We start from the raw sequence: 24,634 nt of genomic DNA on the forward strand, positions 1-24,634 counted from the left end.
CGGACGCCGAGGGCCGGGACGGGAACGGGGTGGCCCTCGGCATCGTCATCGCGGCCTTCACGAGGTAGCGGCGGCCTCGGTCTCCAGTCGCTTGATCATGCGGCGCAGGATCAGGAGGGGAATCACCCCGAAGACGCCGAACGAGATGTCGATGACGCTCCACCAGAAGGGGATGCCGCGGATGGGGCCGCAGATCAGGGCCAGGGGGATCACTCCGGCGCAGGCGATCATGCCGGCTTCGATGATCCAGATGTTGCGCACGGGGTCGCGGTACACGCCGTAGAAGAAGACGGCGATCACCAGGTGGGCGAAGGCGAGCCAGTCGGTCCCGTACAGGAGGAAGGGGTATTGCGCATCGGCCCGGTCCAGCCCGTCGCCCACGCGCCGCAGCCATGCGTTGTCGATCAGCGCGTTGCTCCAGCGGAGCTCGGTGACCAGGGGGAAGGCCGTGAGACCGCTGAGTACGAGGCAGACGACGAAGAGGATCAACCAGGCCCGGATCCGGCGCTCAAGGGCGCTTCTCTCGCTCATGGAAGGAAGCCTACGCAGGTTTCTGAACACGTTCAGCCAATAGGCTGAACGTGTTCAATTCCGTGTCCTGACCGTGATCAAAGTCCGACGATCACCTCGATGCCGGTCCGCTCGCCGGTGTCGATGCAGAGCGGCCAGTCGGAGAGGGCGAAGGCCACAGCCGCCGCGAACGCCGAAGGGCGGGCAGCAGACATGTCGTCCCCTGCCCGCCCCTGCGAAGCCCTGCTGTGATCGATGCGGCCGATCAGCCGTCGAGCGAGGTCATCACGTGCTTGATGCGGGTGTAGTCCTCGAAGCCGTAGGCGGAGAGGTCCTTGCCGTAGCCGGACTTCTTGAAGCCGCCGTGCGGCATCTCGGCGACGAGCGGGATGTGGGTGTTGATCCACACGCAGCCGAAGTCGAGGTTCTTCGACATGCGCATCGCGCGGCCGTGGTCCTTGGTCCACACGGAGGAGGCCAGGGCGAACTCGACGCCGTTGGCGTACTCCAGGGCCTGGGACTCGTCCGTGAAGGACTGGACGGTGATGACGGGGCCGAAGACCTCGTTCTGGATGATCTCGTCGTCCTGCTTGAGGCCGGAGACCACGGTCGGGGCGTAGAAGTAGCCCTTCTCGCCGACCTGGTGGCCACCCGCCTCGACCTTGGCGTGGGCGGGGAGGCGCTCGATGAAGCCGGCGACCTGCTTCAGCTGGTTGGGGTTGTTCAGCGGGCCGTAGAGCACGTCCTCGTCGTCCGGCGCGCCGGTCTTGGTGTCGGCGGCGGCCTTGGCGAGGGCGGCCACGAACTCGTCGTGGATCGACTCGTGCACGAGCACCCGGGTGGCTGCGGTGCAGTCCTGGCCGGCGTTGAAGTAGCCGGCGACCGCGATGTCCTCGACGGCCTTGGGGATGTCGGCGTCCTCGAAGACGACGACCGGGGCCTTGCCGCCGAGCTCCAGGTGGACGCGCTTGACGTCCTTGGAGGCGCTCTCGGCGACCTGCATGCCGGCGCGCACCGAGCCGGTGATGGAGGCCATCGCCGGGGTCGAGTGCTCGACCATGGCCCGGCCGGTCTCGCGGTCGCCGCAGATGACGTTGAAGACGCCCTTGGGCAGCACCGAGTCGATGATCTCCGCCATCAGGACGGTGGAGGCCGGGGTGGTGTCGGACGGCTTGAGCACGACCGTGTTGCCCGCCGCGATGGCCGGGGCGAACTTCCACACCGCCATCATCATCGGGTAGTTCCACGGCGCGACCTGGGCGCATACGCCGACCGGCTCACGACGGATGATCGAGGTCATCCCGTCCATGTACTCGCCGGCCGAGCGACCCTCGAGCAGGCGGGCCGCACCCGCGAAGAAGCGGATCTGGTCCACCATCGGGGGCAGCTCCTCGCTGGCCGTGAGGCCCAGCGGCTTGCCGGTGTTCTCCGACTCGGCGGCGACGAGCTCGTCCGCGCGCGCCTCGAAGGCGTCCGCGATCTTCAGCAGCGCCTTCTGGCGCTCGGCGGGGGTGGTGTCGCGCCAGCCCGGGAACGCGGCCGCGGCAGCGGCCATGGCGGCGTCGACATCGGCCTGGCCCGAGAGCGGGGCGGTCGCGTACACCTCGCCGGTGGCCGGGTTGACCACCTCGGTGGTCCGCCCGTCGGCGGCGTCCTTGAACTCCCCGCCGATGTAGTTGCGCAGACGACGCAGTTCGGTGGTCACTACAGCCACACTCCTGATCACATGTCCAACGATTGAGACGTTTACCAAAGCCTAGCCGCTCGGCGGAGGCTTTCGACAGACCCGGACGCCACCACCTACGAAATCGGTGAGATCGGAGTCTTCAAACAACGAATTTCATCGATTCCGCCTTGCGGAACAGACGACCCTCGTGCACAGTGAGGTCGTGGTCAGTCGAAGCGCAGATTCCAGGAACAGACAACCGTCCCCTTCGGTCGATGCTGTGTCCCTGGCGATCATCGAGCAACTGCAGGAGGACGGTCGCCGTCCCTATGCATCGATCGGCAAGGCCGTAGGCCTGTCCGAGGCTGCCGTACGCCAACGCGTACAGAAGCTGCTCGACCAGGGCGTCATGCAGATCGTCGCCGTCACCGACCCGCTCACCGTGGGCCTGCGGCGCCAGGCCATGGTCGGCATCAACGTCGAGGGCGACCTCGACCCGGTGGCCGACGCGCTGACCGCGATGGCCGAGTGCGAGTACGTGGTGATGACCGCCGGCTCGTTCGACCTGATGGTGGAGATCGTCTGCGAGGACGACGACCACCTGCTGGAAACGATCAACAAGAAGATCCGCACGCTCCCCGGCGTGCGATCCACCGAAAGCTTCGTTTACCTGAAGCTGAAGAAGCAGACCTACATGTGGGGAACCCGATAACCGTGACCCAGGACCTGTCCAAGACCGCGTACGACCACTTGTGGATGCACTTCACCCGCATGTCGTCCTACGAGAACTCCCCCGTCCCCACCATCGTCCGCGGTGAGGGCACCTACATCTTCGACGACAAGGGCAAGCGCTACCTGGACGGTCTCGCCGGCCTGTTCGTGGTCAACGCCGGTCACGGCCGCAAGGAGCTGGCCGAGGTCGCCTACAAGCAGGCGCAGCAGCTGGCCTTCTTCCCCGTGTGGTCCTACGCCCACCCGATGGCCGTGGAGCTCGCCGAGCGCCTGGCGAACTACGCCCCGGGCGACCTGAACAAGGTCTTCTTCACCACCGGCGGCGGCGAGGCCGTCGAGACCGCCTGGAAGCTCGCCAAGCAGTACTTCAAGCTGCAGGGCAAGCCCACCAAGTACAAGGTCATCTCGCGTGCGGTCGCCTACCACGGCACCCCGCAGGGCGCCCTGTCGATCACGGGCCTGCCGGCCCTGAAGGCTCCGTTCGAGCCGCTGGTGCCCGGCGCGCACAAGGTGCCGAACACCAACATCTACCGCGCCCCGATCTACGGCGACGACCCCGAGGCCTTCGGCCGCTGGTGCGCCGACCAGATCGAGCAGCAGATCCTCTTCGAGGGCGCCGACACCGTCGCAGCCGTCTTCCTGGAGCCGGTGCAGAACGCCGGCGGCTGCTTCCCGCCGCCGCCCGGCTACTTCCAGCGGGTCCGCGAGATCTGCGACGAGTACGACGTGCTCCTCGTCTCCGACGAGACGATCTGCGCCTTCGGCCGCCTCGGCACGATGTTCGCCTGCGACAAGTTCGGCTACGTACCGGACATGATCACCTGCGCCAAGGGCATGACCTCGGGCTACTCCCCGATCGGCGCCTGCATCGTCTCGGACCGCATCGCCGAGCCGTTCTACAAGGGCGACAACACCTTCCTGCACGGGTACACCTTCGGCGGACACCCGGTGTCCTCCGCGGTGGCCCTGGCCAACCTCGACATCTTCGACAAGGAAGGCCTCAACCAGCACGTGCTGGACAACGAGGGCGCCTTCCTCCAGACGCTGCAGAAGCTGCACGACCTGCCGATCGTCGGCGACGTCCGCGGCAACGGCTACTTCTACGGCATCGAGCTCGTCAAGGACAAGGTCACCAAGGAGTCCTTCACGGACGAGGAGACCGAGCGCGTGCTCTACGGCTTCCTCTCCAAGGCCCTCTTCGAGAACGGCCTGTACTGCCGGGCCGACGACCGCGGCGACCCGGTCATCCAGCTGGCGCCGCCGCTGACCGCGGACCAGGGCACCTTCGACGAGATCGAAGGCATCCTGCGCTCGGTGCTCACCGAGGCCTGGACCAAGCTCTGACCGGTCAGTAGACGGTCCGCGGCACGACAGGGCGAACACACGGCCCGGATCCTCCGTTCGAGTGAGAACGCGGGGGTCCGGGCCGTGTGCTGTCAGCATTCAAGCGGTTCATCTCTTTACATCTCATTGCGGCGCCAGTGACCGAAAGGGCTCCGTTTCGTTCCCTCGGACGGAGGTGTACGCCATGGTGGCCCCACCGGAGAATGCCCCGCCGGACAACGACGTGCTCTGGGCGCGGTCCCTGCACCACGCGCACGACGGTGCCCCCGCCCTCGTCGGCGTCTCCCTCGGAGTCCGCCAGGGCGAGATCGTGGCCCTGACCGGCCCCCGCGGCAGCGGCAAGACCACCCTGCTGCGCTGCCTGTCCGGGCAGCTGCGCCCCTGCGAGGGCGAGGTCTGGTTCAACAGCGTCCCCGTCCACACCATGGGAGACCTGGCCCGTGAGCGGCTGCGCCGCGACCGCTTCGGCTGGCTCGGTCCCGAACCGCAGCTGCTGCCCGAGCTGAAGGTCTGGGAGAACGCCGCCCTGCCGCTGCTGCTCGCCGGGGCCTCCCACCGCAGCGCCAAGCACGCCGCCTGCGAATGGCTCGACCGCCTCGACATCGGCGCCTTCGCCCGCAAGCGTCCCGCCTCCCTGACCCGCGCCGAGTGCCAGCGCGTCGCCCTGGCCCGGGCCCTGGTCAACGTGCCCTCGGTGATCTACGCCGACGAGCCCACCGCCCCGCTGCACCGGGCCGACCGGGCCCTGCTGCTGCGGACGCTGACCACCGCGGCCCGCTCCCACGAGATCACCGTGCTGCTGGCCACCGACGACGAGGCCACCGCCGCCGCCGCGGACCGCCGCCTGGCCCTGGTCGACGGCCGCCTCGCGGTGAACGGCGCCTCCCCCCTCCCCGACACCCCGGAGGGCCAGGCAGCGTGCTCGCTCTCCGCCTAGCCCGCGGCTCCCGGCCCCTCGTCCAGCTGCGGCGGCTGCTCGTCGCCGCGGCCTCCGCCGGGACCGGCTTCCTGCTGCTGTACGTGCTCGCCGGAGCCGTGGCCCGGCCTGCCGGATCGTTCCCGCGCCTGCTGTGGGCCTTGGTCCCGCTCGCCGCGACGGTCCACTTCGCCGTCGCCGTCGCCCGGGCCGACCCCGCCACCCGGCCCCGCGAGGGGCTGGACGCCGCCGGGCTGGGACCCGTACGCCTGGCGCTGGCCGCCGCGATCTCCACGGCCGTCGCGTGCGCCCTGGGCAGCGCCCTGGCACTGGCCCTCTTCCTGCACCTCCGCGGGGACGTCGCCGGCCTGCCGTTCGACGGCTCCGGCGCCCGGCTGCTCCATGCCGAGCAGCCGCTGCCCGTGGCGGCCGCCCTGACCCTGCTGGCCCTCGTACCGCTGACCGCTTCGGCCGCCACCGTCCTCGCGCTGCGTCCGCACCGGCCGCTGGCTCCGCAGACCGCCCTGCCCTGGGGCATCACGCTGACCGCCTGCGGGCTCGCCACCGAGGCCTACGCCGGCCGGGACGGCGGCGGGGTCCTCGCCGGCTGGACGCTGACCGCCGTCGGGCTCGCCCTCACCGGGCCGGGTCTGGCCTACGCCTGCGGAAGCCTGGTCCAGGCCGTCCGCCCGGGCGCGCTGCGGCTGCTGGCCGGGCGGTCCCTGCAGGAGCAGGCCTCCCGGATCGGGCCGCCGCTGGGCGTGCTGTGCTCCGTGGCCGCGGGGGCCCTGACCGCCTTCGCCCTGCGGGACCGGGGCGGGCTGCACGTACCGCTCGGTCCGCTGGCCTGGCCGGCCGCCGCCCTGGTGGCCCTGTGCGCCGCCGCGACCCTTCTCACATCGGCGGTGGAGACCCGCCGGTCCGAGTCCCCCGGACGCCGGGCCATGCTCGATCTGGCCGCTCCCGCAAGGGTCCTGCGGACGGCCGCGGGGGTGCGGGCCGCCGCGCTCGCGGCCGTGTGCGTACCGCTCAGCTGGGGTGTGGCACAGCTGACGTCGCTGGCGCTGACCCGCTGAGGCGTACAGCCCTTAGGGTGGGCCGAATGGTCAACGCAGACATCGAGATCGAGACGCTCGCCGCATTCGACCAGGCCGTGGCACGCGGCTCGCTCAGCGGCTACCGGATCCAGTCGGTCAACCTGCTGGAGCGGACCTTCGCGCTGCTGGCCGCCGACACCTCGGCGGCCGTCTTCCTGGGCTGCGCGATGGAGCCCGATGCCTCGGCGAAGGTCCGCGCGGACGGCGCACTGGTCTTCCCGCCCGTCCCCGACCTGCCCTTCAACCCGTACCGGGGCCTGCTGTACACGCCGGAGGAGCTCTTCGAAGGGCTGCCCGACGGCTACGAGGCCACCCCGGACGCCGAGACGTACGCCTGGTTCCGGGAGACCGAGACCGACGGCGACGTCTTCTCCTCGATGCTGCGCTCCGTCCACGACGACGCCGTCTCCGACGCCCTCGACGAGCACCTCGCCACCGCCCGCGTGGTGGGGGTGATGGGCGGCCACGCCGTGTCCCGGTGCAGCGCGGACTACCGCGGTGCCGCGGAGCTCGGCCGGGCGCTGACCCGGTCCGGACTGACCGTGGCCACGGGCGGCGGACCCGGCGCGATGGAGGCCGCCCACCTCGGCGCCCACCTGGCGCCGGCCCCGGACGACGCCCTCGACGAGGCCCTGGAGCTGCTGGCCAAGGCCCCGTCCTTCGAGCCGTCGGTGTCCGACTGGGCGCGCGCGGCCTTCGCCGTACGGGACCGCTGGCCCGGCGGCGGCGATTCGGTGGGCATCCCCACCTGGTTCTACGGGCACGAGCCGCCGAACGCCTTCGCGGCGCACATCGCGAAGTTCTTCGCGAACGCCGTCCGGGAGGACGGGCTGCTGGCCCGGTCCTCCGCGGGCGTGGTGTTCCTGCCCGGGGCTGCCGGCACCGTCCAGGAGATATTCGACCACGCGACGCCGAACTACTACGGGTCCCGGGGCGAGGCGGCCCCGATGGTGCTGGTCGGCCGCAGCCACTGGACCGAGGACCTCCCGGCCTGGCCCCTGCTGCGGGCGCTGGCCCGGGGGCGGGCGATGGAGTCGCGGATCGCGCTCGTGGACTCGGTGGACGAGGTCCCCGGGGTGCTCGCTTCGATGAGCTGAGCTCCGGAGGCAACTTCCGGGCCGATTCCCACGTCTGGCAGAGGTACCGCACAACCTGCCAGACGTGAACGGAGCCATCGGTGCTCATAGGCCTGCTGACCGCTGTCGCGGCATCCATCTGCTACGGCACGGGCTCCGTGCTGCAAGCCGTCGGATCCCGCCGCGCCGCCCGGATGTCCCCGGCGGCCGCCGGGGTGACCGCCCACGGCGGCCCCAACCTGTCGTCCACCGCGAAGGCGGCGATGACGTGGGAGTTCATCGTCGGCACCATCCTGGACTTCGTCGGCTTCGGGCTCGGCGCCCTGGCCGCCCGCCTCCTTCCGCTCTTCCTCTCCCAGACGGTGATCAGCGCCAACCTGGTCATCACGGCCGTGCTCAGCGTGAAGATGCTCGGCATCCGGCTGACCCGCAAGGAATGGACCTCCATCGGTGTCGTCTGCACCGCGCTCGTCCTGCTGGCGACGGCGGCCGGCCACGAGGGCGGCCACCATGCGCCCATGTCCACGCACTGGTGGCTGCTGGGGATCACCGCGCTGCTGATGGTGGGCGGCACGGTGGCCGTCCGCCTCCTCGGCGGCGGCGCCGCGATCCTGGCGGGTCTGCTGTCCGGCCTGGGCTTCGGCGCCCTCGGCGTGGGTGTGCGCATCCTGGACGGCGTCGACCCGTTCGACCTCGGCACCCTCCTCACCGACCCGGCCCTCTACGCCATCCTGCTGGCCGGCATCGGCGGCATGTACCTGCACACCGTGGCCCTGCAGATCGGCTCGGTGAACGGGGCGACGGCGGCCCTCGTGGTCGGCGAGACGGTGCTCCCCGGCGCGATCGGAGTGCTCTGGCTCGGCGACGCCTCGCGCCCCGGCCTGGCCTGGCTCGCGGTCCTCGGCTTCGTCATGGCCGTGACCGGCGCGGTGGCGGTGGCCTGGTACGGCAAGCACGAGGGCGCCGAGGCGGAAGCCCCGGCGCCGGTACCGCAACCGGTCGGCTGACCGCAGGGCCGGCCGGGCGGCGCGGGGCGGCGGCGCCCCGCTCCCTCACCCGGTCGGCCGCCCCCGGTGGTGGCGCGGCCACGGCTGTCGCTTGCTGGACCGGGGGGAGAGAGCGAGGGGTTCATGGATCCCACGACCGATCCGCTCAAGACACCGCGCGCTGCCGGTCTGGCCGGGGTCGCCTTCGCCCTGCTCCTCGCTGCGGCGATCGTCCTGATGCGGATCTCCGTCCCGGCCGGCGACGCCGCCGCCGCCGCGACCATCGACCAGGACCGCCGCTGGGCGGTCCAGCTGGCCCTGCAGATCGTGCCCTTCGCCGGGATCTTCTTCCTCTGGTTCATGGGCGCCCTCCGCGCGCACACCGGCGAGGCCGAGGACCGGTTCATCGCCACGGTGTTCCTCGGCAGCGGCTTCGTCTTCGTGGCCACGCTGTTCGCCGCCGCCGCGGCGGCCGGCACCGTGCTGAACGAGCAGGCACCCTCCGACTTCGGCCGCCACTACGCCTACACCCTGCTCGCGACGTACGCGATGCGCATGGCGGCGGTCTTCGTCCTCGCGACCTCGATGATCGGGCGGACGCTCGGTGTCCTCCCCCGGCCCCTGGCCATGCTGGGCACCCTCGTCGGCCTGTTCCTGATCGTGGTGGGCGCCGGGGTGCCCTGGTCCGAGCTGCTGTTCCCGGCGTGGGCTTTGGTGATCAGCCTCTACATTCTGCGGGTCCGGCGCACCAGCGCGTCCGCGGACGGCTCCGGCCGGCCCTGAACCACTCCTGACCTGGCGGTCCGTGCTCCGGCAGGCGGCCTCCCGGTCCCGCGTGCATGCTGGGGACAGGGGAGGCCCGGGGGTACCCGGGGGGCGACGGGGATCAACAGCCGAGGGAAAGGCAGATCCGTCATGAGGCTTGTCGTCGACCTCAACCGCTGCCAGGGATACGCACAGTGCGCCTTCCTCGCTCCCGACGTCTTCGCCATGCACGGCGACGAGTCGCTCCTCTACAACCCGGAGGCGCCCGCCGAGCAGCGCGAGGACGTCGTCCGCGCCGTGGCCGCGTGCCCCGTCGGCGCGATCCTCCTCGAACTCACGGACGAGGACATGGCGGGCATGGTGTCCCAGGACACCGTCGCCGGGGCCGGCGCCGCATCCGCATCCGGAGGCGCACGGTGACCGGTGAACGCATCCGCGACGGGGCCCTGGAGCACCTCAAGCGCGAAGGCCGCATCGTCATCGTCGGCGCTTCGCTCGCGGGTCTGCGGGCCGCCGAGACCATGCGGGATAAGGGGTTCGCCGGTTCGCTCACGCTGATCGGCGACGAACCCCACGAGCCGTACGACCGGCCCCCGCTGTCCAAGCAGGTCCTGCTGGGCAACGCGCTCGCGGACCACACGGCGCTTCCCCGCCGCCGGGCGATCGACGCCGACTGGCGCCTCGGAGTACCCGCGACCGGCCTGGACATGACCGCCCGCCGGGTCCGGCTCGGCAACGGCGACGAGGTCGAGTACGACCGGCTGCTGATCGCCACCGGCGTACGGGCCAGGCCGTGGCCCAACGAGGAGGAGGGATCCCTGCAAGGGGTCTTCGTCCTGCGCACCCGCGACGACGGCGAAGGCCTGCAACGCGCCCTCGCCGACAACCCGCGCCGCGTGCTCGTCATCGGAGCCGGGTTCACCGGGTCCGAGATCGCCTCCGCCTGCCGGGAACGCGGCCTGAACGTGACCGTCGCCGAACGGGGTGGCGCCCCGCTCGTCGGCGCGCTCGGCGGGGTGATCGGCGAGGTGGCGGCCGAGATGCACCGCGAGCACGGGGTCGACCTGCGCACCGGCGTCATGGTCACCGCCCTGGAGGGCGACCCCTCCGGACGGGTCCGCGCCGCCCACCTGTCGGACGGCTCCACCGTCGAGGCCGACGTGGTGGTCGTCTCCCTCGGCGCGCAGCGCAACACCGAGTGGCTCGCCGGGTCCGGGCTCGGCGCCGGCCCCCGGGGCATCGCCTGCGACGCGGGCTGCCGGGCCTTCGACATCCGCGGCATCGTCACCGACGACATCTACGTGGCCGGTGACGTGGCGCGTTCCCCGCACGCCCTGTTCGGCTACCAGTTCCTGTCGCTGGAACACTGGGGCAATGCCGTCGCGCAGGCCGACACCGCCGCGCACAACATGCTCAGCGAGAGCGCGGACCGCCGCCCCCACCTGTGGGTGCCGGCCTTCTGGTCCTCGCAGTTCGGCGTGAACATCAAGTCGGTCGGGGTGCCGCCGATGGGCACCGAGATCCTCATCACGCAGGGATCGCTCGCCGAGCGCCGGTTCGCGGCCGTCTACGGCTACCAGGGGCGGGTGATCGCCGCCGTGACCTTCGACAACTGCCGGTGGCTGCCGTTCTACGAGCACCAGATCGAGAGCACCGCGCCGTTCCCGCCGCCGTTCGCCACGGTGGACCGCAGGCCTGAGGGGAACAAGCCCCTGCCGGCGGACTTCCCCGACCCCTCGGTCCCGACCCACGGCCCGACCATCACCCTCAGCGGCTACTCGCCGGCCGACCGGAAGATGACCTTCACCCCCGGGCGCTGACCGCGCCGCGACCGCCCCCGAGGATCACGAGGACCCGTCATGACCCAAGCCCTCCTGCGGGAGATCATCGACTACGCGAACCGGGCCAACCCGTATCCGCTGTACGAGGAGCTCCGCAAGACCCCGGTGTCCCACGATGGGAACGGCCCGTACGTCGTCAGCACGTACTACGAGATCCAGAGCCTGCTGCACGACCCGCGGATCAGCTCCGACTCGCGCAACCTGAAGTCGACCGGTGACGATCCCCTGGGGCAGTCGGCCGACGACGAGGGGACGGCGCTGCCGCCCTCCTTCCTCAAGCTCGACCCGCCCGACCACGACCGCCTGCGGCGGATGACGAACCGGCCGTTCGGGCCTCCGCACTCACCGCACCGGGTGCACGACATGCGCGACGAGCTCCACGGCCTCGTGGACGGGCTCATCGACAACATCGCCGCCACCGGGAACCTGGACCGGGTCGACCTCGTCGACCAGTTCGCGTACCCGTTCCCGGTGTCGGTGATCTGCCGGCTGCTCGGGGTGCCCCACGAGGACGAGCCCCGCTTCCACGTCTGGGCGGAGACCCTCGCGGCCAGCCTGGACCCGGATCCGGACGCGGACCCCACCCGGCGCGGCCAGGGCACCGCGGACGCCCGCATGGAGCTGGGCATGTACCTGGCCGGGCTGATCGAGGAGCGGCGCAAGAACCCTGGCGACGACATGCTGTCCCAGTTGGCGACCGCGGACGGCCCGGACGGCGCGATGACCACGATGGAGGCGCTCAGCACCTCCGCGCTGCTGCTGATCGCGGGCCACGAGACCACGGTCAACCTGATCACCAACGGGATGCTGACCCTGCTGCGCCACCCGGACGTCCTCCAGCGGCTGCGCAAGGAGCCCGGACTGTCCGTCCCGATCGTGGAGGAGCTGCTGCGGTACGAGCCGCCCGTGCAGTTGCTGCCGCAGCGCACCACGCTCTCCGACATCGAGGTCGCGGGGGTCAACATCCCCAAGGGCGCGTCCCTGTGGCTGATCCTGGCGTCCGGCAACCGCGACCCCAAGCGCTTCGAGAACCCCGACCGCTTCGACCCGGACCGCAAGGACATCCAGCACCTCGGGCTGGGCAGCGGCATCCACAGCTGCTTCGGGGCGCCGCTGGCCCGGCAGGAGGCCCAGATGGCGCTGAGCGAGCTGGCCCGCCGGCTGGAGAACCCCCGGCTGCTGGAGGACCCGCCGCCGTACCGCCAGAACGCGGTGCTGCGCGGGCCCCGGCACCTGCCGATCGCCTGCGACGGCGTCCTGCCGAAGGCCGCCTGAGCCGGCTCCTGGTGCTGTGCCCGGCAAGGTTCACCGGGTCGCGACGCCCGGCACGGCACTAGCGATCGCCCGGCGGGAGGACGACGACCTCGGCGGGGGTGAAGGCCACGGCGACCCGGTCGCCGACGGCCGGAGCCCCCGCCAGGCCGCACTCCGCCTCCAGCACCGGGCCGCCCTCCGGCCGCAGCAGCAGCGCGACGTGCGTGCCGCGGAAGGTCCGGGACACCACCTCGCAGCGCAGGCCCGCCTCGCCGAGCACGACTCCCGCCGGGCGGATCAGCAGCCGCTGCTCCCCCTCGGGGGAGCCGGCCGGGACCGGGACCCTGCCCCATACGGTCGCGGCGGCCGCGCCCGTCACCGTCGCCGGGACCACGTTCTCGAAGCCGAGGAAGCGCGCCACGAACTCCGAGGCCGGACGCTGCCACACCTCCAGCGGCGTCCCGGCCTGCGCGATCCGGCCGTCCCGCATCACCACGACCCGGTCGGCCAGGGCGAAGGCCTCCCCCTGGTCGTGCGTGACGGCCAGGACCGTCGTCCCGAGCCGCGAGAACAGGCCCCGCAGCTCCACCACGAGCCGCTCCCGCAGCCCCCGGTCCAGCTGCCCGAGCGGCTCGTCCAGCATCAGCAGCCGCGGCGACGGCGCCAGCGCCCGGGCCAGCGCCACCCGCTGCTGCTCACCGCCGGACAGGGAGGCCACGGCGCGCCCCTGGGCCCCGGGGAGCCCGACCAGTTCCAGCAGCTCGGCGACCCGTGCCGGGTGCGATCCGCGCCCCGGACCGCGTCCGCCGCCGCGCATCCGCAGACCGAAGGAGACGTTCGCGCCGACGTCGCGGTGCGGGAAGAGCTGGTGGTCCTGGAACATCAGGCCCACACCCCGCCGGTGCACCGGTACGGCGGCCTGGTCCGCCCCGTCCAGCAGCACCCGCCCCGCGGACACCTGCTGGAGCCCGGCGACGACCCGCAGCAGCGTGGACTTCCCGCTGCCGCTCGGGCCCAGCACGCACACGATCTCGTGCTCGGCCACCGCCAGGTCCACGGAGTCGACGACCGCGCGCTCGCCGAAGCGGACCGACACCCCTTCCAGCTGAAGCAGTGTCATCAGAACTCTCCGGAGGTCTTGTCGGGTCGCAGTCGCTCCAGCACCAGCAGGGACACCGCGCACACCAGCATCAGGATCGTGCTCAAGGCCATCGCCTGCCCGTAGTTCAGCTCGCCCGCCCGCCCCAGCAGCCGCGCCACGGCCACCGGCAGCGTCGGCTGGTCCGGCCGCGCGATGAAGACGGTCGCGCCGAACTCCCCGAGCGACACCGCGAAGGCGAACCCGGCCGCGATGAGCAGCGCCCGCCGCACCAGCGGGAGGTCCACCTCCCGCCAGGCGCGCAGCGGTGACGCGCCGAGCACGGCGGCCGCCTCCCGCAGCCGCCCGTCCACCGCGCGCAGGACCGGCAGCATGGTCCGCACGACGAAGGGCACGCCCACCAGGGCCTGCGCCAGCGGCACCAGGATCCAGGAGGTCCGCAGGTCCAGCGGCGGCTCGTCCAGGGTGATCAGGAAGCCGAAGCCCACGGTCACGGCGGACACCCCCAGCGGGAGCATCAGCATCGCGTCGAAGCCGCGGACGAAGCGGCCCCCGCGCCGGGTCAGGGCCGCGGCCGCGAGCCCCCCGACGACCAGGGCGATCGCGGTGGCGGCGAGCGCGTACTGCAGGGAGTTCCAGATCGCCTCCAGCGGCGGCACCAGGAAGGTGCCGCCGCCGGCGCCGGCGTCCTGCAGGGCCCGGTAGAAGCCGAGTCCGTAACCGCCCGGGGTGTCGAAGGAGCGCTCGACCAGCACGGCCAGCGGCGCCACGATGAGCAGCCCGATGGTGAGCAGGACGGCGCCGAGCAGGGTGCGCTGCGCCCAGCCGCGCGGCCGGTGCGTGGTGCGGCCCGGGTCGACGAGGCGCAGTGCGCTCTCGCGCCGGCGCACGGTCCAGGCGTGCAGGGCGAGGATCGCGCCGATCGCGGCGAACTGCACCATCGTCAGCACGGCCGCCGTCGACAGGTCCAGGAGCTGCGCGGTCTGCCGGTAGACCTCCACCTCCAGGGTGGAGTAGGCGGGTCCGCCCAGGATCAGGACGACGCCGAAGGAGCTGAAGGTGAAGAGGAACACCATCAGGGAGGCCGCGGCCACGGCCGGGGCCAGCGCGGGCAGCGTCACCCGCCGCCAGGCGGCGAAGCGGCCCGCGCCCAGCACCCGTGCGGCTTCCTCCTGGCGCGGGTCGAGCTGGGCCCACAGACCGCCGACCGTGCGGACGATGACGGCGTAGTTGAAGAAGACGTGTGCGAGCAGGATCGCCCAGACGGTGGTGTCGAGGCGGATCCCGGCCTGCTCGTCCAGCAGTCCGCCGCGCCCGAGCAGCGCGAGGAAGGCGGTGCCCACGACCACGGTCGGGAGCACGAAGGGGACGGTCACCACCGCCCGCAGCAGCTCCTTGCCGGGGAACTCCAAGCGCGCGAAGACGTAGGCGCCGGGGAGCGCGATCAGCAGCGTGAGCACGGTGGAGGCGAGCGCCTGCCAGGTGGTGAACCACAGCACGTCGGCGATGTCGGGCCGGGCCAGGACCTCGCCGAACCGGTCGAACTGCCAGCCGGTGTCGGTCTTGAGGCCGCGGCCGACGATCGCGGTGACGGGGTAGGCGAAGAACAGCCCGAAGAAGGCGAGGGGGACGGCCATCAGGGCGAGGCGGACGGCGGTGGCGCGCCCGCTCTCGCCCTGTCCGGGTGTCCTCCCCGGTCCGGGGACCGGGGCGGCGTCGTGGGACGCCGCGCCCGGCTCCTTCGTACCGCTTACTTCACGACGAGCGCGGTCCATGCCTTGACCCACTGCTCACGGTTCTTGGCGATGGCCTCCGGGGTGACGTTCTCGGGCTTGTCGACCACCACTCCGTGCTTGGTGAACAGCTCCGGCAGCGCGGCGTCCTTGGTCACGGGGTTCACGAACATCTGGAGGGGCATGTCCTCCTGGAACTTCTTGCTGATCAGGAAGTCCACGAGGGCCTTGCCGCCCTCCTCGTTCTTCGCGCCCTTCAGCAGGCCCGCGAACTCGACTTGGCGGAAGCAGGTGCCGGTGGAGACACCCGTCGGGGCCTCGGCGGGCTGCGGCTCGCCGTACAGCACCTCGACCGGCGGGCTGGAGGCGTAGGAGACGACCAGCGGGCGGTCGCCCTTGGCCTTCTTGCCGCCGGCGGAGCCGGAGAAGCGCTCGTTGTAGGCCTGCTCCCAGCCGTCGACGACCTCGACGCCGTTGGCCTTCAGCTTGCTCCAGTAGTCCTTCCAGCCCTCCTCGCCGTACTTGCCGACGGAGGCGAGCATGAAGCCGAGGCCGGGAGAGGAGGTCGCGGCGTTCTCGACGACCAGCAGGTTCTTGTACTCGGGCTTGACCAGGTCGTCCAGCGTCTGCGGCGGGGCGATCTTCTTGTCGGCGAAGTAGGCCTTGTCGTAGTTGACGCAGATGTCGCCGGAGTCGACCGGGGTGACCCGGTGCTCCTGGTCGAGCACGTACTCGGGCTTCACGTCGGCCAGGCCCTTGGCCTCGTACGGGGTGAAGATGCCGTTGTCGAGGGCCCGGGAGAGCAGGGTGTTGTCGACGCCGAAGAAGACGTCGCCGCGGGGGGAGCCCTTGGTGAGGATCTCCTGGTTCAGGGCGGCGCCGGCGTCGCCGGACTTCAGCACCTTGACGGTGTAGCCGCTCTGCTGCTCGAACTCCTTGAGGACCGCTTCGGTCACGTTGAAGGAGTCGTGGGAGACGAGCGTGACCGTCTTGGACTTCGGGGCGTCGCTGGTGCCCGCGGTCTTGTCCTTGGCGTCGCCGCCGCCGCAGGCGCTGAGCGTGGTGACGCCCAGCGCGGCCGCGAGCGCGGCGCCCGCGATCTTCTTGGTGGTGCTCACTGGTGATTCCTCCTGGGATGACCAGGAGAAGACGCGGCCCTGCCCGGCGCTCTGTGGGAGCGGACGCCGGGCAGGGCGCAACAGCTTGAGTGGTGACCGAACTTCCTACCCCGAATGACCGGGGCGAGGTTCAGAGGGTCTGCGGATGACGGATACCGCACTCTCAGCGCTGTGGCGCTCCCCTGTCGGAATATGCAATTGGTTCGGCCACAGGGTACCCCGTGGCCGAATGAGGCCGGCCGGAAGCGGAAGCTAGCGCTCCGAGGCCGCCAGCTGGCCGCACGCGCCGTCGATCTCCTGGCCGCGGGTGTCCCGTACGGTCACGGGCACACCGTGGCGGGCGATCGCCTCGACGAAGGCCTTCTCGTCCTCGGGCCGCGAGGCGGTCCACTTCGAGCCGGGCGTCGGGTTCAGCGGGATCAGGTTGACGTGTACGCGCTTGCCCTTGAGCAGCCGGCCCAGGAGGTCGCCCCGCCAGGCCTGGTCGTTGATGTCGCGGATCAGGGCGTACTCGATCGAGACGCGTCGGCCGGACTTCTCGGCGTACTCCCAGGCGGCGTCGAGGACCTCGCGGACCTTCCAGCGGGTGTTCACCGGGACCAGGGTGTCGCGCAGCTCGTCGTCCGGGGCGTGCAGCGAGACGGCGAGACGGCACTTGAAGCCCTCGTCGGCGAAGCGCAGCATGGCCGGGACCAGGCCGACGGTGGAGACGGTGATACCGCGCTGGGACAGGCCCAGGCCGTCGGGCTCCGGGTCGGTGAGCCGGCGGATGGCGCCGACGACGCGGTTGTAGTTGGCGAGCGGCTCGCCCATGCCCATGAAGACGATGTTCGACAGCCGGGCGGGGCCGCCGGGGACCTCTCCGTCGCGCAGCGCGCGCATGCCGTCGACGATCTGGTGCACGATCTCGGCGGTGGAGAGGTTGCGGTCCAGGCCCGCCTGGCCCGTGGCGCAGAACGGGCAGTTCATACCGCAGCCGGCCTGCGAGGAGATGCACATGGTGACCCGGTCGGGGTAGCGCATCAGCACGGACTCGACGAGCGTGCCGTCGTGCAGCTTCCACAGGGTCTTGCGGGTGGTGTCGTCGTCGCAGCTGATGTGCCGGATGACGGTCATCAGGTCCGGGAGGAGCTCCTGCTGAAGCCTGGTCCGGGAGCCCGCGGGGATGTCCGTCCACTCGGCCGGGTCGTGGGCGTAGCGGGCGAAGTAGTGCTGGGAGAGCTGCTTGGCCCGGAAGGGCTTCTCACCGATCGCGGCGACCGCTTCGCGGCGCTCGGCCGGGGTCATGTCGGCGAGGTGCCGGGGCGGCTTCTTGGCCCCGCGGGGAGCGACGAAGGTGAGCTCACCCGGAGCGGGACGGGGGGCCATGCGGTACTCCTCAGTACGACGAGGTGGGGGTCACCCCGCGCGTGCAGGGCCGGTCCGCGACTGAAGCCGCTGGACGGAAAGGGCGCGCCGCGTACACGCGGCGCGCCCTCCAGGATAACCCGACCGGGACCTCTCAGCCGGTGCCCACGAAAGCGGCCAGCAGCAGCCACACCACCGGAGCGGTGGGCAGCAGCGAGTCCAGCCGGTCCATGATGCCGCCGTGCCCCGGCAGCAGGGTGCCCATGTCCTTGATGCCCAGGTCCCGCTTGATCATCGACTCGCCCAGGTCGCCCAGGGTGGCGCTGACCGCGACCGCGAGGCCGAGCAGCAGCCCCTGCCACCAGGCGCCGCCGTCGATCAGGAACTCCATGCAGAGCGCGCCGGCGGCCATGGCGAAGGCCACCGCGCCGAAGAGCCCCTCGCGGGTCTTGCCGGGGCTGATGCGCGGCGCGAGCTTGGTCTTCCCGAAGCGCCAGCCCACCGCGTAGGCCCCGGTGTCGCTGACCACGGTCAGGAGCAGGAAGGTGATCACACGCTGCGGCCCGTCGTCGGCGGTCAGCAGCATCGCCACGAAGGTGGCCAGGAAGGGCACGTAGAACGCCGCGAAGGCGCCCGCCGTGACGTCCTTGAGGTAGTCCTCGGGCGGTTCGGTCATCCGCCACACCAGGACGGCCAGCACGGTCAGCGCCATGGCCACCCAGGCGCCCTCGGCCCCCCGGACGTATCCGGCGATGACCATGGCCGCGCCACCGACCGCGAGCGGGACCAGAGGGGCCTTGATGCCCTTCTTCTCCTGCAGCCGGGAGGTGAGCTCCCACAGCCCGACGACGACGGCGACGACGATGACGCCGACGAAGACCGCCTTGACGATCAGGAGCGATGCGAAGATCACCGCGCCGAGACCGACGCCGACCCCTATCGCGGCACGCAGGTCCCGCCCCGCCCGCTTCTTCTGCGGCGGGGGGGAGGAGTCCTGCGGGTGCTCGGCATGCGGGGGCGGGGGGCTGGGCATGGGCTCCTGCGGCGGCGTATCGGCGCGGAAGAGGGAGCCGCCGTCCGAGACGGCCCCTCTGTCGCGTGCTTCCCGGTCGTCGAAGTCACGGCCGGCGGCATCGGGCACGATGGGCATGGGCCGAGTGTGCGGGCCCACCTGCGCATCGTATGCGGGACCCGCCGGAACCGGCTCCGGCTGCCAGGAAGAGTCGTTCATCAGACTTCGAGGAGCTCGGCTTCCTTGTGCTTGAGGAGCTCGTCCACCTGCGCGACGTACTTCGCGGTGGTGTCGTCGAGCTCCTTCTCCGCGCGACGGACCTCGTCCTCGCCCGCCTCCTTGTCCTTGACGAGCTTGTCGAGGGCGTCCTTGGCCTTGCGGCGGACGGAGCGGATGGAGACCTTGGAGTCCTCGGCCTTGTTCTTGGCGACCTTGATGTACTCCTTGCGGCGCTCCCCGGTCAGCTCGGGGAAGGTCACCCGGATGATGCGGCCGTCGTTGCTCGGGTTGACCCCGAGGTCGGAGTCGCGGATGGCCTGCTCGATGTTGCGCAGCGCGGACGCGTCGAACGGCGTCACGATGGCCATGCGCGGCTCGGGAACCGCGAAGGAGGCGAGCTGGTTGATGGGCGTGATGGCGCCGTAGTAGTCGGCGACGATCTTGTTGAACATCGCCGGGTGCGCACGGCCGGTACGGATCGCGGCGAAGTCCTCCTTCGCGACGACGACGGCCTTCTCCATCTTCTCCTCGGCCTCGAGGAGGATTTCTTCGATCACCACGTGCTCCTGCATGTCTTGAATGGATGGTTCGGGCGGGCGGGCGGGCCGGTCGGGGCCACCCGGACCGGCAGCGGACTGCTCAGGCCCGGGTTTCCTCGTCGCTCACGAGCGTGCCGATCTTCTCACCCTTGACGGCGCGGGCGATATTGCCCTCGGCGAGCAGCTCGAAGACGAGGATCGGCAGCTTGTTGTCACGGCAGAGGGTGATCGCGGTGGCATCGGCGACCTTGAGGTCGCGCGAGAGCACCTCGCCGTACTCCAGCGCGTCGAACTTCACCGCGTCCGGGTTCTTCTTCGGGTCGGAGTCGTAGACCCCGTCGACACCGTTCTTGCCCATGAGGAGGGCCTCGGCGTCGATCTCCAGGGCGCGCTGGGCGGCCGTGGTGTCGGTGGAGAAGTAGGGCATGCCCATGCCGGCGCCGAAGATGACGACGCGGCCCTTCTCCAGGTGGCGCACGGCGCGCAGCGGGATGTACGGCTCCGCGACCTGGCCCATGGTGATGGCCGTCTGCACGCGGGAGTCGATGCCCTCCTTCTCCAGGAAGTCCTGGAGCGCGAGGCAGTTCATGACCGTGCCGAGCATGCCCATGTAGTCGGACCGCGCCCGGTCCATGCCGCGCTGCTGGAGCTCGGCGCCTCGGAAGAAATTGCCGCCGCCGATCACGACGGCGATCTCCGCGCCGTCGCGGACCACCGCGGCGATCTCACGCGCGATGGCGTGGACGACGTCGGGGTCGACGCCCAGTCCTCCGCCACCGGAGAAGGCCTCGCCCGACAGCTTCAGCATGAAGCGGCGGCCCTTCTTGTACTGGTCGCTCTTGTCGTCGGATGCGGTGTGGGGGTCCACGCCCTGATTCATGGAGATCTCCTCGTGCACATACGAAGAAGGCCATTGCCGGTGGGTCCTTGCGGTTCCCTCTACGGCAATGGCCTCCTCGTCAGATCTGCGGTCGCCTCGCGCAAGCGCGGACGACTGCTTCAGACCCTACCGGGGTCCGGTGTCCGTCGCGTACGGACGGACTCAGATGCCGACCTTGATGCGGGTGAAGCGCTTCAGGGTGACACCGGCCTCGTCCAGAACCTTCTGGACGGACTTCTTGTTGTCCAGGGCGTAGGCCTGGCCGAGCAGCGTGGCGTCCTTGAAGAAGCCGTTGACGCGACCCTCGACGATCTTCGCGATGGCAGCCTCGGGCTTGCCCTCCGCGCGGGTGACCTCTTCGGCGATGCGGCGCTCGGACTCGACCTTCTCGGCCGGGACGTCCTCGGCGGACAGCCACTGCGGGGCGAACGCGGCGATGTGCTGCGCGACGCCGCGGGCGACCTCGGCGTTCTCCTTGTCGAGCTCGACCAGGACGCCGATCTGGAACGGCAGGTCGGGCATCGTGCGGTGCATGTACGCGGTCACGTAACCGCCGGTGAACTGCGCGAAGCGGTCCAGGACGATCTTCTCGCCGAGGTTGGCGTTGGCCTCGTCGACGAAAGCGGTGACGGTCTTGCCGGGCTCGATCTCGGACGCGAGCAGCGCCTCGATGTCGGCCGGGGAGGTGGCGGCGACGTGCGCGGCCAGCTGGTTGGCGACGGCCAGGAACTTCTCGCCCTTGGCGACGAAGTCGGTCTCGCACTTCAGCTCGACGATGACACCGGAGGTGTTGTCGTCGGCGATGAGGGAGACGACGGCACCGTTCTCGGCAGAACGGCCCTCGCGCTTGGCGACGCCCTTCTGGCCCTTGATGCGGAGGGCTTCCTGGGCCTTCTCGACGTCACCGTCGGCGTCCACGAGCGCGTTCTTGCAGTCCAGCATGCCGGCGCCGGTGAGCTCGCGGAGCTTCTTGACGTCAGCGGCGGTGTAGTTCGCCATGAGTCTGTGATTCTCTCTCGAAGTCGTAGATCTACGGGTGAACGGCGGAGGCGCCGCGCTCGTGGCGCGGCTCCCCCGCCGTCATCGTCCGTGCTGTGAGTGCCCTGCGCGTGAACGCCGGGCGCTCCCAGTGGGTCAGGCCTGCTCGGCGTCGGCGGCCGGGGCCTCGACGGCCTCGGCGGCCGGAGCAGCCTCGGCGGCGGCGTCGGCGGCCGGAGCAGCCTCGTCAGCCTTCTTGTCACCCTCGAGCAGGTCGCGCTCCCACTCGGCGAGCGGCTCGGCGGCGGCCTTCTCGCCCGGCTTCGAGTCACCGGTCGCAGCGCCGGAGCGGGCGATGAGGCCCTCGGCGACGGCGTCGGCGATCACGCGGGTGAGCAGGGTGACGGAACGGATCGCGTCGTCGTTGCCCGGGATCTTGTAGTCGACCTCGTCGGGGTCGCAGTTGGTGTCGAGGATCGCGACGACCGGGATGTGCAGCTTGCGCGCCTCACCGACCGCGATGTGCTCCTTCTTGGTGTCGACGATCCAGACGGCGCTGGGGACCTTCGACATCTCGCGGATACCACCGAGGGTCTTCTCCAGCTTGGCCTTCTCGCGGGAGAGGACCAGGAGCTCCTTCTTGGTGAGACCCGAGGCGGCGACGTCCTCGAAGTCGATCGCCTCAAGCTCCTTCAGACGCTGGAGGCGCTTGTAGACGGTGGAGAAGTTGGTGAGCATGCCACCCAGCCAGCGCTGGTTGACGTACGGCATGCCGACGCGCGTCGCCTGCTCGGCGATGGCCTCCTGCGCCTGCTTCTTGGTGCCGACGAACATGATGGAGCCACCGTGCGCGACGGTCTCCTTCACGAACTCGTAGGCGCGGTCGATGTACGACAGCGACTGCAGCAGGTCGATGATGTAGATGCCGTTGCGCTCCGTGAAGATGAAGCGCTTCATCTTCGGGTTCCAACGGCGGGTCTGGTGACCGAAGTGGACGCCGCTTTCCAGCAGCTCCCGCATCGTGACGACGGCCATGGCCATCTCCTTGGTTTCTCGGTTTGGTTCCTGACGCCCCACCGCGCCCTGCCCCCATGAGGGGACCGAGAGACGCTGTCACCTGGCCGTTTGGGGCTGGTGCCGGGGCGTGCGAAGTCGACCCGGTGACCCGGATCGCCACAAGAAGTGTACGGGACCCGGCGGTATGCCGGGTGACGCCGTTGTCCACAGTGCCGGGGCCGTCCACAGCCGGGCCCGTCGGCCCGGGGTTCCGCGGGACGCTGCGGTGCATGACGACGCTGCTGCTCAGCCTGCTCCTGGTCCTGGCCCAGACGGCCCTGCCGACGGCCCGCCCCGTGGTCCGCCCGCTGCCCGCGCCGCTGGTGGTGGCGCGCTGGTGGGATCCGCCCCCGACCCCGTACGCGGCCGGCCACCGCGGGGTGGACCTGGCCGCGCCGGTGGGCGCGGAGCTGCGGGCGGTCGCCGCCGGCCGGGTCCACCATGCCGGGCAGGTCGCGGGCCGCGGGGTCCTCTCGCTCGCCCTTCCGAACGGGCTGCGCACGACCTACGAGCCGGTCCGGCCGCTGGTCGCGGAGGGCGAGGAGGTCGCGGCGGGGCAGGTGGTGGCGGTGCTAGCGGAGGGGTCCCACTGTCCGGCGCCGTGCCTGCACTGGGGCCTGCTGTCGGGGGAGGCGTACCTCAACCCGCTGACGCTCCTGGCGCGGCCCACCGCGCGCCTTCTGCCGGACCCGCACCCGGACGCCGCCCCCGGCCCAGGCCGCGGCCCGGCCGCAGACCCGGTGACGGACCCGGGCCCGACCGCCGCCCCAGGCGTCGGCACGGCCGCGGGCGCCAACCTACGCGCGGGCTCGGCCCGTAGACCTGGGCACGGCCGCGGGCGCGGACCGGCGCGCGGACCCGGCACGGCAGCGGGCGGCAGGTGGGACGGCGCGGTGTCCGCCGGTCGCGGCGGGGCTCAGCCCCGGACGCCCCGCAGCGCGATGGCGAGGGCCGTCTCCGTGATGACCTCGGGGTCCTCCGCGGCGCCGAGCTCGATACGGCGCACGGCCGCGTCCACGACCCCCTGGAGCAGCATCGCGGCCAGCCTCGGCTCCTGCTGCCCGAGGGCGGCCAGCGCCTCGACGATCATCGCGATCAGACCGCCGTGCGCGGCGCGGATCTTCTCCCGGGCTCCGGGGTCCAGCTCGCTGGCCGAGATGGCCACGACCGCCCGGTGCCGCCGGTCCCCCACCAGGTCGAGCTGGCTGCGTACGTAGGCCTCGACCTTCGCCTCCGGCTCATCGGCCCGTTCCATCGCCGCCTCGATCTCGGCGGCCCACACGGGGAAGTCCACGGCGCACAGCTCTTCGACGACGGCCGCGCGGGAGCGGAAGTACTCGTACACGGAGGACCGGGCGAGTCCGGTCCGCTCCGCCAGGGCGGGGAAGGTCAGCGCCTCCGTACCGCCTTCGGACAGCAGGGAGCGCGCGGCGTCCAAGAGGGCGCCGCGCTGCATCGACCGGTGCTCGGCCACGGAGGCCGCTCGAATCCTGGGCACACATCCACTCTACGGAGGTAGCGCAAGCTCACCGCCCCACATCTGCCAACTTTGCCCGCAGTTGCAGCACGGACTTGGTGTGGATCTGACTGACCCGGCTCTCGGTGACGCCCAACACGTTGCCGATCTCGGCCAGGGTGAGCCCCTCGTAGTAGTAGAGGGTCACCACGGTCTTCTCCCGCTCGGGCAGCGTGTTGATGGCCCGTGCCAGCATGCGCCGCAGTTCGCGGTCCTCGGCCACCTCCACCGGGTTGTCGGCGGCGGTGTCCTCCAGCGTGTCCATCAGCGAGAGGCGGTCGCCGCCCTCCCCGCCGACGTGCAGCAGTTCCTCCAGGGCGACCACGTTCGCCAGCGACAGCTGGCTGAAGACGGTGTGGAGGTCCTCCACGCCGATCCCCATCTCCGCGGCGACCTCGCTCTCCGTCGGGGTGCGCCGCAGCTGGGCCTCCAGCGTGGCGTAGGCCCGCTCCACGGCCCGCGCCTTCTGCCGGACCGAGCGGGGGATCCAGTCCAGCGCCCGCAGCTCGTCGATCATGGCGCCGCGGATCCGGGTGATCGCGTACGTCTCGAACTTGATCGAGCGGTCGATGTCGAACTTCTCGATGGCGTCGATCAGCCCGAAGACCCCGGAGGAGACGAAGTCTGCCTGCTCCACGTTGGGCGGCAGGCCCACGCTGACGCGGCCGGCCACGTATTTCACGAGGGGCGAGTAGTGCAGGATCAGCTGCTCCCGCAGCCGTTCGTCACCCGAGTCCTTGTATGAGCGCCACAGCACTTCCAGGGACGAGGGCGCGGTGGACCGCACGCTGCCGCGGGCAGCGGGGGGCACCGCTGCGCGGTCGGACCCTGAGGTGTGTTGGGGCATGCTTCGCCTTTGCCGGAGCCGGATTCCTTGGGAGCGTAGCGTGACGAGAGTGTCGCGGTGCGCGAAGAGTACGGGATGGCGCGGGGGCCGAGGGGCGCCCCGA

The 24,634-nt window shown here is 71.2% G+C and carries 23 protein-coding genes and 1 pseudogene; 11 read left to right on the forward strand and 13 right to left on the reverse strand.

All coding sequences use genetic code 11. The features are described 5' to 3' along the window. Positions 1 to 57 precede the first annotated feature (57 nt). Positions 58 to 531 carry a hypothetical protein gene (locus AVW11_RS21885; RefSeq protein ID WP_076045458.1) on the reverse strand — a complete coding sequence of 158 codons (474 nt, stop codon included), beginning with the start codon at positions 529 to 531 and terminating at the stop codon, positions 58 to 60. A gap of 244 nt (positions 532 to 775) precedes the next feature. Next, the gene (locus tag AVW11_RS21890) at positions 776 to 2,215 is read right to left on the reverse strand and encodes a gamma-aminobutyraldehyde dehydrogenase (protein WP_030844449.1); all 1,440 of its coding nucleotides are present in this window, start codon (positions 2,213 to 2,215) and stop codon (positions 776 to 778) included. 169 nt (positions 2,216 to 2,384) lie between these two features. On the opposite strand from AVW11_RS21890, the gene AVW11_RS21895 reads away from it, so the two are divergent. The 10 genes from AVW11_RS21895 (at position 2,385) to AVW11_RS21940 (ending at position 12,208) form a co-directional block, all read left to right on the forward strand. Continuing rightward, positions 2,385 to 2,888: an Lrp/AsnC family transcriptional regulator gene (locus AVW11_RS21895; RefSeq protein WP_007266859.1), complete on the forward strand. Its 504-nt coding sequence runs from the start codon at positions 2,385 to 2,387 to the stop codon at positions 2,886 to 2,888. Then, complete coding sequence (locus AVW11_RS21900) at positions 2,873 to 4,252, forward strand: aspartate aminotransferase family protein (RefSeq protein WP_173675266.1); 1,380 nt, start codon at positions 2,873 to 2,875, stop codon at positions 4,250 to 4,252. The genes AVW11_RS21895 and AVW11_RS21900 overlap by 16 nt, the downstream gene beginning before the upstream one ends. A gap of 184 nt (positions 4,253 to 4,436) precedes the next feature. Then, positions 4,437 to 5,189, forward strand: coding sequence for an ABC transporter ATP-binding protein (locus AVW11_RS21905; RefSeq protein ID WP_060176903.1), 753 nt, complete (start codon positions 4,437 to 4,439; stop codon positions 5,187 to 5,189). Further along, complete coding sequence (locus AVW11_RS21910) at positions 5,171 to 6,244, forward strand: hypothetical protein (RefSeq protein ID WP_076045460.1); 1,074 nt, start codon at positions 5,171 to 5,173, stop codon at positions 6,242 to 6,244. Before AVW11_RS21905 ends, AVW11_RS21910 begins: the two co-directional genes overlap by 19 nt. A gap of 26 nt (positions 6,245 to 6,270) precedes the next feature. Further along, on the forward strand, positions 6,271 to 7,362 hold the full coding sequence (locus AVW11_RS21915) for an LOG family protein (RefSeq protein WP_107277529.1): 1,092 nt from the start codon (positions 6,271 to 6,273) through the stop codon (positions 7,360 to 7,362). An 80-nt stretch (positions 7,363 to 7,442) separates the two neighbouring features. Continuing rightward, the gene (locus AVW11_RS21920) at positions 7,443 to 8,348 is read left to right on the forward strand and encodes a DMT family protein (RefSeq protein ID WP_030844459.1); all 906 of its coding nucleotides are present in this window, start codon (positions 7,443 to 7,445) and stop codon (positions 8,346 to 8,348) included. A 123-nt stretch (positions 8,349 to 8,471) separates the two neighbouring features. Beyond that, positions 8,472 to 9,110: a hypothetical protein gene (locus AVW11_RS21925; RefSeq protein WP_076045462.1), complete on the forward strand. Its 639-nt coding sequence runs from the start codon at positions 8,472 to 8,474 to the stop codon at positions 9,108 to 9,110. 132 nt (positions 9,111 to 9,242) lie between these two features. Next, positions 9,243 to 9,512, forward strand: coding sequence for a ferredoxin (locus AVW11_RS21930; protein ID WP_076045464.1), 270 nt, complete (start codon positions 9,243 to 9,245; stop codon positions 9,510 to 9,512). Continuing rightward, positions 9,509 to 10,912: an NAD(P)/FAD-dependent oxidoreductase gene (locus tag AVW11_RS21935; protein ID WP_240528231.1), complete on the forward strand. Its 1,404-nt coding sequence runs from the start codon at positions 9,509 to 9,511 to the stop codon at positions 10,910 to 10,912. The genes AVW11_RS21930 and AVW11_RS21935 overlap by 4 nt, the downstream gene beginning before the upstream one ends. A gap of 39 nt (positions 10,913 to 10,951) precedes the next feature. After that, positions 10,952 to 12,208: a cytochrome P450 gene (locus AVW11_RS21940; protein ID WP_060176899.1), complete on the forward strand. Its 1,257-nt coding sequence runs from the start codon at positions 10,952 to 10,954 to the stop codon at positions 12,206 to 12,208. 58 nt (positions 12,209 to 12,266) lie between these two features. On the opposite strand, the gene AVW11_RS21945 is transcribed toward AVW11_RS21940, so the two are convergent. From AVW11_RS21945 to rpsB, 9 genes are all read right to left on the reverse strand, one after another. Beyond that, entirely contained in the window at positions 12,267 to 13,307 is a 1,041-nt protein-coding gene (locus AVW11_RS21945) for an ABC transporter ATP-binding protein (protein ID WP_173675265.1), read from the reverse strand. Further along, positions 13,307 to 14,923, reverse strand: a complete 1,617-nt coding sequence (locus tag AVW11_RS21950) for an ABC transporter permease (RefSeq protein WP_060176898.1) — start codon at positions 14,921 to 14,923, stop codon at positions 13,307 to 13,309. Before AVW11_RS21950 ends, AVW11_RS21945 begins: the two co-directional genes overlap by 1 nt. Before the next feature lie 113 nt (positions 14,924 to 15,036). Then, the gene (locus AVW11_RS21955) at positions 15,037 to 16,137 is read right to left on the reverse strand and encodes a thiamine ABC transporter substrate-binding protein (protein WP_076045466.1); all 1,101 of its coding nucleotides are present in this window, start codon (positions 16,135 to 16,137) and stop codon (positions 15,037 to 15,039) included. 252 nt (positions 16,138 to 16,389) lie between these two features. Further along, positions 16,390 to 17,505 (reverse strand): dual-specificity RNA methyltransferase RlmN, encoded by a 1,116-nt coding sequence (rlmN, locus tag AVW11_RS21960; RefSeq protein WP_030844478.1) that lies wholly within the window; start codon positions 17,503 to 17,505, stop codon positions 16,390 to 16,392. A 133-nt stretch (positions 17,506 to 17,638) separates the two neighbouring features. After that, positions 17,639 to 18,715, reverse strand: coding sequence for a phosphatidate cytidylyltransferase (locus tag AVW11_RS21965; protein WP_060176896.1), 1,077 nt, complete (start codon positions 18,713 to 18,715; stop codon positions 17,639 to 17,641). Next, entirely contained in the window at positions 18,715 to 19,272 is a 558-nt protein-coding gene (gene frr, locus AVW11_RS21970) for a ribosome recycling factor (protein WP_030028670.1), read from the reverse strand. Before frr ends, AVW11_RS21965 begins: the two co-directional genes overlap by 1 nt. 82 nt (positions 19,273 to 19,354) lie before the next feature. Then, a complete protein-coding gene (gene pyrH / locus AVW11_RS21975; RefSeq protein ID WP_030844484.1) occupies positions 19,355 to 20,134 on the reverse strand; it encodes a UMP kinase in 780 nt (259 codons plus the stop codon). A 162-nt stretch (positions 20,135 to 20,296) separates the two neighbouring features. Then, positions 20,297 to 21,133 carry a translation elongation factor Ts gene (gene tsf, locus AVW11_RS21980; RefSeq protein ID WP_030844487.1) on the reverse strand — a complete coding sequence of 279 codons (837 nt, stop codon included), beginning with the start codon at positions 21,131 to 21,133 and terminating at the stop codon, positions 20,297 to 20,299. Positions 21,134 to 21,268: 135 nt separating this feature from the next. Next, positions 21,269 to 22,147 (reverse strand): 30S ribosomal protein S2, encoded by an 879-nt coding sequence (rpsB, locus tag AVW11_RS21985; RefSeq protein WP_030844489.1) that lies wholly within the window; start codon positions 22,145 to 22,147, stop codon positions 21,269 to 21,271. Positions 22,148 to 22,398: 251 nt separating this feature from the next. On the opposite strand from rpsB, the pseudogene AVW11_RS38525 reads away from it, so the two are divergent. Continuing rightward, positions 22,399 to 22,755, forward strand: a pseudogene (locus tag AVW11_RS38525) (M23 family metallopeptidase); the annotation flags it as partial. 329 nt (positions 22,756 to 23,084) lie between these two features. Here the strand turns inward: AVW11_RS38525 and AVW11_RS21995 are convergent. Together AVW11_RS21995 and whiG are read right to left on the reverse strand one after the other, a co-directional pair. Further along, the gene (locus AVW11_RS21995) at positions 23,085 to 23,642 is read right to left on the reverse strand and encodes a TetR/AcrR family transcriptional regulator (protein WP_030844494.1); all 558 of its coding nucleotides are present in this window, start codon (positions 23,640 to 23,642) and stop codon (positions 23,085 to 23,087) included. A 52-nt stretch (positions 23,643 to 23,694) separates the two neighbouring features. Next, entirely contained in the window at positions 23,695 to 24,531 is an 837-nt protein-coding gene (whiG, locus tag AVW11_RS22000) for an RNA polymerase sigma factor WhiG (protein WP_037833057.1), read from the reverse strand. Between the last annotated feature and the right edge of the window lie 103 nt (positions 24,532 to 24,634).

It is taken from the genome of Streptomyces amritsarensis (assembly GCF_001953875.1).
GTDB lineage: Bacteria > Actinomycetota > Actinomycetes > Streptomycetales > Streptomycetaceae > Streptomyces > Streptomyces amritsarensis.

What these genes read in the sequence shown, in the direction of transcription:
- AVW11_RS21885 (WP_076045458.1), bottom strand. Translation starts at nt 531, where the DNA reads ATGAGCGAGAGAAGCGCCCTTGAGCGCCGGATCCGGGCCTGGTTGATC.
- AVW11_RS21905 (WP_060176903.1), top strand. Translation starts at nt 4,437, where the DNA reads ATGGTGGCCCCACCGGAGAATGCCCCGCCGGACAACGACGTGCTCTGG.
- AVW11_RS21915 (WP_107277529.1), top strand. Translation starts at nt 6,271, where the DNA reads ATGGTCAACGCAGACATCGAGATCGAGACGCTCGCCGCATTCGACCAG.
- AVW11_RS21925 (WP_076045462.1), top strand. Translation starts at nt 8,472, where the DNA reads ATGGATCCCACGACCGATCCGCTCAAGACACCGCGCGCTGCCGGTCTG.
- AVW11_RS21930 (WP_076045464.1), top strand. Translation starts at nt 9,243, where the DNA reads ATGAGGCTTGTCGTCGACCTCAACCGCTGCCAGGGATACGCACAGTGC.
- AVW11_RS21940 (WP_060176899.1), top strand. Translation starts at nt 10,952, where the DNA reads ATGACCCAAGCCCTCCTGCGGGAGATCATCGACTACGCGAACCGGGCC.
- AVW11_RS21945 (WP_173675265.1), bottom strand. Translation starts at nt 13,307, where the DNA reads ATGACACTGCTTCAGCTGGAAGGGGTGTCGGTCCGCTTCGGCGAGCGC.
- AVW11_RS21950 (WP_060176898.1), bottom strand. Translation starts at nt 14,923, where the DNA reads ATGGCCGTCCCCCTCGCCTTCTTCGGGCTGTTCTTCGCCTACCCCGTC.
- rlmN (WP_030844478.1), bottom strand. Translation starts at nt 17,505, where the DNA reads ATGGCCCCCCGTCCCGCTCCGGGTGAGCTCACCTTCGTCGCTCCCCGC.
- AVW11_RS21965 (WP_060176896.1), bottom strand. Translation starts at nt 18,715, where the DNA reads ATGAACGACTCTTCCTGGCAGCCGGAGCCGGTTCCGGCGGGTCCCGCA.
- pyrH (WP_030844484.1), bottom strand. Translation starts at nt 20,134, where the DNA reads ATGAATCAGGGCGTGGACCCCCACACCGCATCCGACGACAAGAGCGAC.
- tsf (WP_030844487.1), bottom strand. Translation starts at nt 21,133, where the DNA reads ATGGCGAACTACACCGCCGCTGACGTCAAGAAGCTCCGCGAGCTCACC.
- rpsB (WP_030844489.1), bottom strand. Translation starts at nt 22,147, where the DNA reads ATGGCCGTCGTCACGATGCGGGAGCTGCTGGAAAGCGGCGTCCACTTC.
- whiG (WP_037833057.1), bottom strand. Translation starts at nt 24,531, where the DNA reads ATGCCCCAACACACCTCAGGGTCCGACCGCGCAGCGGTGCCCCCCGCT.